At 53.6% G+C, this 7,984-nt stretch carries 8 protein-coding genes, 3 tRNA genes and 1 pseudogene; all 12 read right to left on the bottom strand.

What is annotated here, in order from left to right:
* On the bottom strand, positions 1 to 848 hold an 848-nt coding region (locus ACR0P9_RS04755; protein ID WP_432617820.1), incomplete at its 3' end, for an FAD-dependent oxidoreductase.
* Complete coding sequence (locus ACR0P9_RS04750) at positions 845 to 1,375, bottom strand: pilus assembly protein PilX (protein ID WP_432617818.1); 531 nt, start codon at positions 1,373 to 1,375, stop codon at positions 845 to 847. The genes ACR0P9_RS04750 and ACR0P9_RS04755, both read right to left, overlap by 4 nt.
* Positions 1,372 to 1,878, bottom strand: a complete 507-nt coding sequence (locus tag ACR0P9_RS04745; protein WP_432617816.1) for a DUF6921 family protein — start codon at positions 1,876 to 1,878, stop codon at positions 1,372 to 1,374. The genes ACR0P9_RS04750 and ACR0P9_RS04745 overlap by 4 nt, the downstream gene beginning before the upstream one ends.
* 66 nt (positions 1,879 to 1,944) lie before the next feature.
* Positions 1,945 to 2,020 (bottom strand) — tRNA-Val (locus ACR0P9_RS04740).
* Between the two features lie 2 nt (positions 2,021 to 2,022).
* Positions 2,023 to 2,097 (bottom strand) — tRNA-Glu (locus ACR0P9_RS04735).
* A 4-nt stretch (positions 2,098 to 2,101) separates the two neighbouring features.
* Positions 2,102 to 2,178, bottom strand: a tRNA-Met gene (locus tag ACR0P9_RS04730).
* Between the two features lie 166 nt (positions 2,179 to 2,344).
* Positions 2,345 to 3,385 (bottom strand): transglutaminase domain-containing protein, encoded by a 1,041-nt coding sequence (locus ACR0P9_RS04725; protein ID WP_432617814.1) that lies wholly within the window; start codon positions 3,383 to 3,385, stop codon positions 2,345 to 2,347.
* Positions 3,386 to 3,417: 32 nt separating this feature from the next.
* Positions 3,418 to 4,383, bottom strand: a complete 966-nt coding sequence (gene prmA / locus ACR0P9_RS04720; protein ID WP_432617812.1) for a 50S ribosomal protein L11 methyltransferase — start codon at positions 4,381 to 4,383, stop codon at positions 3,418 to 3,420.
* 65 nt (positions 4,384 to 4,448) lie between these two features.
* On the bottom strand, positions 4,449 to 5,483 hold the full coding sequence (locus tag ACR0P9_RS04715) for a hypothetical protein (RefSeq protein ID WP_432617810.1): 1,035 nt from the start codon (positions 5,481 to 5,483) through the stop codon (positions 4,449 to 4,451).
* A 29-nt stretch (positions 5,484 to 5,512) separates the two neighbouring features.
* Positions 5,513 to 7,201 (bottom strand): arginine--tRNA ligase, encoded by a 1,689-nt coding sequence (gene argS, locus ACR0P9_RS04710; RefSeq protein WP_432617808.1) that lies wholly within the window; start codon positions 7,199 to 7,201, stop codon positions 5,513 to 5,515.
* A 100-nt stretch (positions 7,202 to 7,301) separates the two neighbouring features.
* Positions 7,302 to 7,760: a DUF1934 domain-containing protein gene (locus ACR0P9_RS04705; RefSeq protein WP_432617806.1), complete on the bottom strand. Its 459-nt coding sequence runs from the start codon at positions 7,758 to 7,760 to the stop codon at positions 7,302 to 7,304.
* 10 nt (positions 7,761 to 7,770) lie between these two features.
* Positions 7,771 to 7,984 (bottom strand): annotated as a pseudogene (locus ACR0P9_RS04700) (glutamate racemase); the annotation flags it as partial.

Below are 7,984 nucleotides of genomic sequence, written 5' to 3'. Positions count from 1 at the left end.
CGCGGCATCAAATTGCCCAGCTCTGGATAGCGTTCTTCCATGAAATACCACGGCTCGCCATCGCGCATCGCATACAATCTGCCGCCTTCGCCGCGCGCCGCCTCACTGATAAGCAGTCGTCTGCCGCCGCGCTTCGCTGTTGTCGGATGATACTGGATCATCTCGCCATTGGCAAGCGGCAGACCCAAGCGGAACAACTCTGCGACTGCCTCGCCGGTATTGGCAAGCGATCCCGTTGTATCGCCAAACAGCCCATGCATTCCGCCGCACGCCATAATAACAGCATCCGCCTGAATCGGCATCTGCTCTCCGGTATACGTATCGCGCACCACGCATCCGCCGCAGGTATTTCCATCCAACAGCAGGGTCTCAAAGATATGATGGTCCAAGCGCACGATGCGCTGTTCGCTCTCCCACCGGCGCACCGCATCAATCATCGCTGTGACGAGTTGTTTGCCAGTGTCGCTCTGTGCAAACGCCGTGCGTCTTTTCTTTTGTCCGCCAAATGCGCGAACATCTATCTCATCGTTTTGTGTACGGTTAAACTGCACGCCAATCCGATCCAGCTGGCGAACCAGTTCCGGCGCCGCTTGGATCAATCCATGTACCGCTGTCGGATCTGCCAGACCGCAGGCCGCGTGCAGCGTATCTGCTTCGTGCTGTTCCGGCGTATCGCCTTCTCCCTTGGTATCCAATGCCGCATTGATGCCGCCCTCTGCCATCACAGACTGTGCCCGTTCTGACGGCTGCGCCGACACCAAAATCACTTGCTGTCCCTGCTGCGCCGCCGTCCACGCCGCAGACAGTCCGGCAAGCCCTGCGCCAACAATCAACAGTGTTTTTTTCATACCTGCCACCTAATATAATACAGTACGATAGATCCCGCCATAAACAACAGCAGAATCGATAAGAGTAAGAACAAATCTCCGCGCCGCTCTTTATACTCTATCACACCCAGAGAAATCAGCATCGGGCGCACATTGACAAAGAGATGGACAAACAGTGCGGCAACGAGCAGCAGCTGTGTCAGCAGTTTGACCGTTGTAAACGGTGTCAGGATATACCATCCCTCTTCGACACTGCTGAAAATTCCCATGTGAAAAAACGCAAGAATCAAAATCGCCAGTCCGCTGGCTCTGCGCGTCCAAAACAGCGCGTTTTGTTTGCTATACGCCAAGCCGCTCTTGGTCTGGAAGGTCTGTATGGTCAAGCGCACGCCGATGCACAGATGTAAAACCAGCAAGATCATGCCAATATGTGCGAGCATCTTTCCGGCAATCTCCCCCACACCGATCAGCACAAAGCTGCCCAGCACGCCATGCAGCAGGAAGATGACGAACAGCAAGACGGATAGTATGGTATTGATTTTTCTCATCGAACCGCCTCCATTTCTTCCCGCGTCAGTTCCTGTACGGTATAGGCTTGTGTCTGCTTCTCTCCGATCTGGTCGCTGGCAAGCAAAAACAGCTGCAATTTTCCTTCTTTGGCAAATGCGCGCAGCATGGCATCTGGCTGCGTCTGCACGCGGCAATCTGTGCCATGTTGTTCCAGCGCACGCGCCAACTTGCGTGCGTATTTCTGTGCCGCCGCGTCCTCTTTGGACACGGTAAGCTGTATCTCGTTGTCCGACAGCTTGCTCTGTGTCTCTTGACCGGCAGCAACAGCAGTGATGATCTGTTGGTCATCTATCTGGATGTCCTGCGACATGCCCAGTGCATAGACATCCGCCAGCTCCGCGGTCTGTGTCTTTTGGGTTGCGCCGGACAAAACGTCCATTACAGACGGCGGGTGCTGCAAAAACCGTCCCAGCGCGAACAGCGCGAGAACCAACACCGCTGCAATCGCAAACCGTCGTTTTCTTGTCGAATTCTCCTTCATGCCGACCTCCCTTTTGTTTTTCTCAGAAAAAACAAAAAAGCACTCCATCTGGAGTGCTTTTTCATCTGGTGGAAGTTACAGGGCTCGAACCTGTGACCCTCTGCTTGTAAGGCAGATGCTCTCCCAGCTGAGCTAAACTTCCATTGGTGACCCGTACGAGAATCGAACTCGTGTTACCGCCGTGAAAGGGCGGTGTCTTAACCGCTTGACCAACGGGCCATAGTGGTAGCGGTAATTGGACTTGAACCAATGACCTTCCGGGTATGAACCGGACGCTCTAGCCAACTAAGCTATACCGCCATACTATTTATTACCCTGGCTCGTTGTTTCTCTTTCGTCGTTGCCCTCACCAGATGACGATGTTTATTATATAGCCTGAGACGCCAAATGTCAACACTTTTTTTGAAATTTTTTATGTTTTTTGTTGTATCGTTTTTAAATTTCAAAAAAGTTGCGATTTTTCGCATTAAAAGCCCATTTGGCGCGCTACAAGCAGCGGAACAGTGTAATTATCAATCAGCCGTTCGATGCGTTTTTTTCCGTTTACTTCCTCGCTCAGCGACTGATAGCCTTTTTTATACAGCTCTCCGCGAGAAATTTTTTTCTCGCTGTCCGCGACTTTCGTTCCCAGTAAGGTATTCAGCTGCTCGATCTCTTCACCTGACGCCTTCTTATCACAATCGCTGGCACGCAGACCGGTATCCGCCAGCTGTAAATCCTGCATTCGTTGGATATACGCAAAGTTTGCCGGGTACTTGCTGTCCAGATAGCTCTCGTACAACGCTTCGTTCCACTGATGCGACTGCTTCAGCTCGTCCGCGGTCAGCATAAAATAATTCTGACAGGCCTTCTGTCCGCCGTCCGGCACCGGATCATCATACGTGCAGTCGATAAAATACGTTTCGCCATACAGCCGCACCGCGTTCCATGCGTGTGTCATGTCGTCGTCCTCGATATAATAGACATCCAGCCCCGCGCCATCGCACATGGCCTCAAATGCCCGCGCATAGCCCGCGCACACAGCCTGTTTGTCCTGCACGGCTCCTGCTGCCATCTGGGTACGCTGCTCGCCGTTCTCTGTGTACACACAGTTCCGAATCAGCGTATCATGAATTGCCTGCAATTTTCCAGTAATGGTCGTCTGTCCCTCGACAGCCTCTGCCCCCAGCTTTCTGGCAGCAGCCAAACCGTCATCCTGTTCCTGCTTCTGCGGGATGTTCCATGTCAATTTGACCGCGCCGCTCTGATAGGTCGCCGTTTCCAGATTGGACAGATATGGCTCTCCCGCCTGCAGCAGATGATAGACTTCCAGTTCCGATATATCTTTGCTGTGAAACATCAGACTGTTCCGTCCCGCCTGATACGATGCCTCTAAATCCTCCGCAGCTTCCAGACTGGTTTCCGCCAGCGAAACATCCTGCTTTGCCGGCATTTTCCAGCGCAAAAATGCCAGAAGGGCAGCGACAATGCATACGACCGCTCCCCATTTGACGAGTTTTCTCCGCATAATCTCTGCCCTCCATGATACATTTATATAATTTAAGCCTGATGCAGTGTCATCGCTACCCAGTCGCCGGACTGATCGCGGCGATCCAGCACAAAGCCTGCGTCAAGCAGCGACTCCTGCACTTCATCCGCACGCGGCGCAATGATGCCGGACACAATCAGCGTACCTTCTTTTTTGAGCTTGCTCTTGAGAATGTTCTGCATTCCCATGATGACATCCGCCACAATATTCGCAACGATAATGTCATAGCCCGCACCGATCTGCTCAGACAGCGCCGCATCGCCAATGACATCGCCGACACCGGTGTGCAGAGCAAAGCCATTCTTTTCTGCATTCTCTGCCGCAATGCGCACCGCGTTGGGGTCAATATCTACTGCGGTCACATCTTCTGCGCCGAGCATGTGCGCTGCTACAGACAAGATGCCGCTGCCGCAGCCCATATCCAGCAGGCGGTCTCCCGGCTTGACCAGACGCTCCAGCTCGCAGATACACAGCTGTGTCGTGTTATGCGTGCCGGTGCCAAAGCTGGAAGACGGGTCAATTTCCAGAATTCTACGGCCTTCCTCCGGTTCACATTCCTCCCAAGATGGCTTGATAAGGAAGGTTTCACCGACACGGAACGGCTTGAAATACTGCTTCCAATTGTTCTCCCAATCCTCCTGACGAATGGATGCCAGCTCCGATACACAGCGGCCGAATGCCTTTTCTGTGTCGCGGGCACGCAGCTCTGCCAGACCTGCATTGACCTGCGCGAGCATTTCTGCACCCGCCGGGCTGTCCTCCACGTAGATCTTTACGTTGGTCTCTGCATCCTTCTTTTCCTGCGACAGCTTTTCATCTACATAATCCCAGTATATCTCGGTATCGTGCAGAAAATCCTCGAAATCCTGTGCGTCCTCAATGACAAACCCATCAATGCCCAAGTCCATCAGCATACCGGTTACTGCGTCAATGCCGGTGGTAGAGGTCCAAATGGTCACTTCTGTCCAGTTATTCATGCATTTTCCTCCTGATTTCTAAAAAGCGCAGACAGGGAAAGCCCCCATCTGCGCTTTCACATATCTTACAAAGATACCATGCCATAGTGCCGGCGGAAATAATCCAATGTATCTTCCTCCAGCTCCCACGTTCCATCATACAGCGCAATGCCGTCAAACACGCGCAGTGCCTCTTCCAACAGCTCCGGATCCTCTGCTTCCAGACAGACCGGCCGATTGAGCATCACTTGGCTCTCTGCGAGCAGCTGCACATCATACGGCGTGCTGATCTCCAGCTTGAGTGCGCCTGACCACTGATCTTCCAGCTCAAGCAGTGTCTCGCCAAAATGATCTTCCAAATCAATCGGATCGGAAATATCAATCGTCGCATCGACAAAATGCACGTGCTCGCCCACCGGCGCGAGAATATAATCCTCATCTGCTTCCGGCTCATTGGCTCCATCGCAGACCGGCACTCGGCGCAAAATGCGCTCAATGTTATTTTCCTCGCTCGTGTGATAAAATTCCACGCTTTCGAGATGCTGCATCTGATCCAGCTCATGCGGCTCCACAGAGACACCGAGAGCGACATTCGCATACGGCGCCAGCTCTTCAATGGCATCATCGACATCTGCCGGTTCCCCGGCAAGAATGATGCCAGCCACGCCGATGCGCTGCAAAATGCCCATCACAGCCAGTGCCGACGAATTATCCGCCGTGCGTCTGTCCTCATCGACAGGAATTTCTACCAGAATGCCCAGACCGCACTGATCGGTCACCGCCAGCACAGCGGCACGCAAAACGTGCAGATTCTGCCGCATCCGCAGATAGATAAAATCGGCTTCTTCATGTGTCGCCCGGCTGACGATGTTTTTAAATCGTCCAATCAGACGCTCTGACGGCCATTCCGCGCCGATGTCCTCTTCCGGATTCCAGCCGTCTGCGTTGACAAGCATACCGACCGGTCTGCCGCCCGCATGGCTCTTGACCGCCGGAATGCTCATGGCATCCGGCACGACAATCGCACTGGCACGACAGGTATTCCAGTCCACAGACATCATCTGCGACGGATGTTCTACTGTTACAATAACTTCCCCACTACATAAAGGAACGGGTTCCATGTTCTCTCCTTCTGCCTCTATCAGGCGATTTACATATGCTCCGGTGCTTCTACACCAATCATTGTCAGTACATTATAGATGGTCTGGCGTGCAGCGCGGCACAGAACCAGACGAGCGTCACGCACTTCATCCTCTGCTTCCTTGATGCGGCAAGCATTGTAGAAGCGATGGAACTGTGCACACAGCGCAACCGCGTACTTGTTCAGGCGGGACGGATCGCGGTCAGCAGCAGCGCCGATGATTTCCTCCGGCAGCAGGCTGATCTGCTTGACCAGTGCCAGCTCTTCCGCTTCGCTCAGAACCGTCAGATCTGCCTGTTCCGGTACGGTTACGCCCTCTTCTTCCATCTTGCGCAGCAGGCTGCAAATACGCGCATGAGCATACTGGCAGTAGTACAGCGGGTTGTCGCTGTCCTGCTTGACAGCCAGATCCAGATCGAATTCCATCTGGGTCTCTGCGGCACGAGAGTTGAAGAAGTAACGCGCTGCATCTACCGGAATCTCATCCAGCAGATCGCTCAGCGTCAGGCTCTTGCCGGTACGCTTGGACATACGAACCACTTCGCCGCCCTGCATCATGCGAACCAGCTGCATGAGTACGATTTCCAGACGATGGCTGCCGTCCAGACCCAGTGCATCCAGTGCGCTCTGGAGACGATGTACATGACCGTGATGGTCTGCGCCCCAGATATTGATGACACGGTCAAAGCCGCGCTTCTCGAACTTATTTCTATGATATGCGATGTCTGCGGCAAAATAGGTATAGAAGCCATTTGCACGGCGCAGAACATCGTCCTTCTCGCAGCCAAAATCAGTAGAACGCAGCCACAGAGCACCTTCCTTCTCGTAGGTTGCGCCCTTGTCAGCCAGCATCTTGACGGTCTCTTCGACATAACCAGAGGAATGCAGGCCGCTCTCGCGGAACCATACGTCATAATGAATCTTATATCGCTCCAAATCGCGCTGCATCCGCGCAATGTTGGTCGGCAGACCGTACTCAACAATGACCTTGCGGCGTTCTTCGCCGGACATGTCGAGCAGCTTATCGCCGTGCATCTGAATCAGGTCAGCAGCCAGCTCCTTGATGTCTGCGCCCTGATACCAGCTCGGATCAAATGCAATGGCATCTTCGCCCTTGAGCTGCTGGATATAACGGCCCTCAACGGAGTGTGCGAACTTGTCTACCTGATTGCCTGCGTCGTTGATATAGAACTCGCGGGTGACATCATGGCCAGCCCAGCTCAGAACCTCTGCCAGACAGTCGCCCAGTACGCCGCCGCGCGCATTGCCCATGTGCATCGGGCCGGTCGGATTGGCGGAAACGAACTCTACCATAATCTTTTCCGGATGCTCAGCCTTGGTCTTGCCGTAATCCTTGCCCATCTGTGCAACCAGCGCGATGGCATCGGCATACCACTTCTTGCCGAGGCGGAAATTCAGGAAGCCCGGACCTGCGATGGAGATCTCTTCAAAATACGTATCGTCCAGCGAAACATGTGCCGTAATGCTCTCGGCAATCTTTCGCGGTGCCATGTGCAGCGGACGCGCGCACTGCATGGCAAACGAGGATGCATAGTCACCGTTCTTGGTGTCCTTCGGAATCTCAACAGCAACAGCCGGAACCTCTGCCTCCGGAAGCTCGCCAGCCTGCACTGCTGCGTGATATGCGTTCAGGACAGCCTCTGCTGCCTGCTTCTTTGCCTGTTCGATTAAATTCATATCATCGTGCCTTTCTTGTTTGGTTTCTATCCTATCAAAGGCGCCTAAAAAGCGCCCGAAACGGGCGAAAACGCAAAATTTCCGCCCGTTACTCATTTTTTTACTGCATATTGCCGGTCGGTGTCACTGCCATTTCAAAGCGGTGTGTACCGGCAAGATTGGAATCAATCTCCACGGTGTAGTCGATGGACAAGCTGCCGCCGTTCTCACCGATGTTGTTAATGAGCTGTGAGGTATGCGTCGAAACCGCCAGCGAACCCACCTCTGTCTGATACAGACCGACATGCCGCTTGTGCTCTGCAAACAGCATCTGTGCCGGATGCGTGCCCGTGCGGGTCATCGTCACCTGTCTGTCCTCCAGCTTGAGTGTCGTGCGCGTGCCTTCCATGCCGGTCAGCTCACTCTCTTCATACGAGATGAAGTATTTGCCGTTGCGGCGGTACAAGCGTCCCGCTGTAATCAGGTTGATATTGTCCGGCTCGCAGCCCTCAAAGTTCTGCTTGCTCGCAATGGTAATGATGACGTCTTTTTTCATGGATGTATTTGCTTTGGTTTCCATACCGTCCGCCTCACTTTCCATATGCCGTGATGTCAACGAGCTGTGCGTGCACGCCTGCCGGTTCTCCTAAGAACATCTCTGCGTGCTCGTCAAAGCTGTCAATATCATCCGAAACATAATACTCTGTGTTTCCGGTGCGCTCCTCTGCGCGGTCGATAAACGTCTTGACATAATCTGCCGCCTCTGCGCCGACATCAATGAGTGTCACCTTGTCCCCCATGAAT

It is taken from the genome of Butyricicoccus sp. (assembly GCF_050872565.1).
Taxonomy (GTDB): domain Bacteria; phylum Bacillota; class Clostridia; order Oscillospirales; family Butyricicoccaceae; genus Butyricicoccus_A.
Note: the sequence above shows the minus strand (reverse complement) of the source record. Positions and strands in the feature narration are given on the sequence as shown.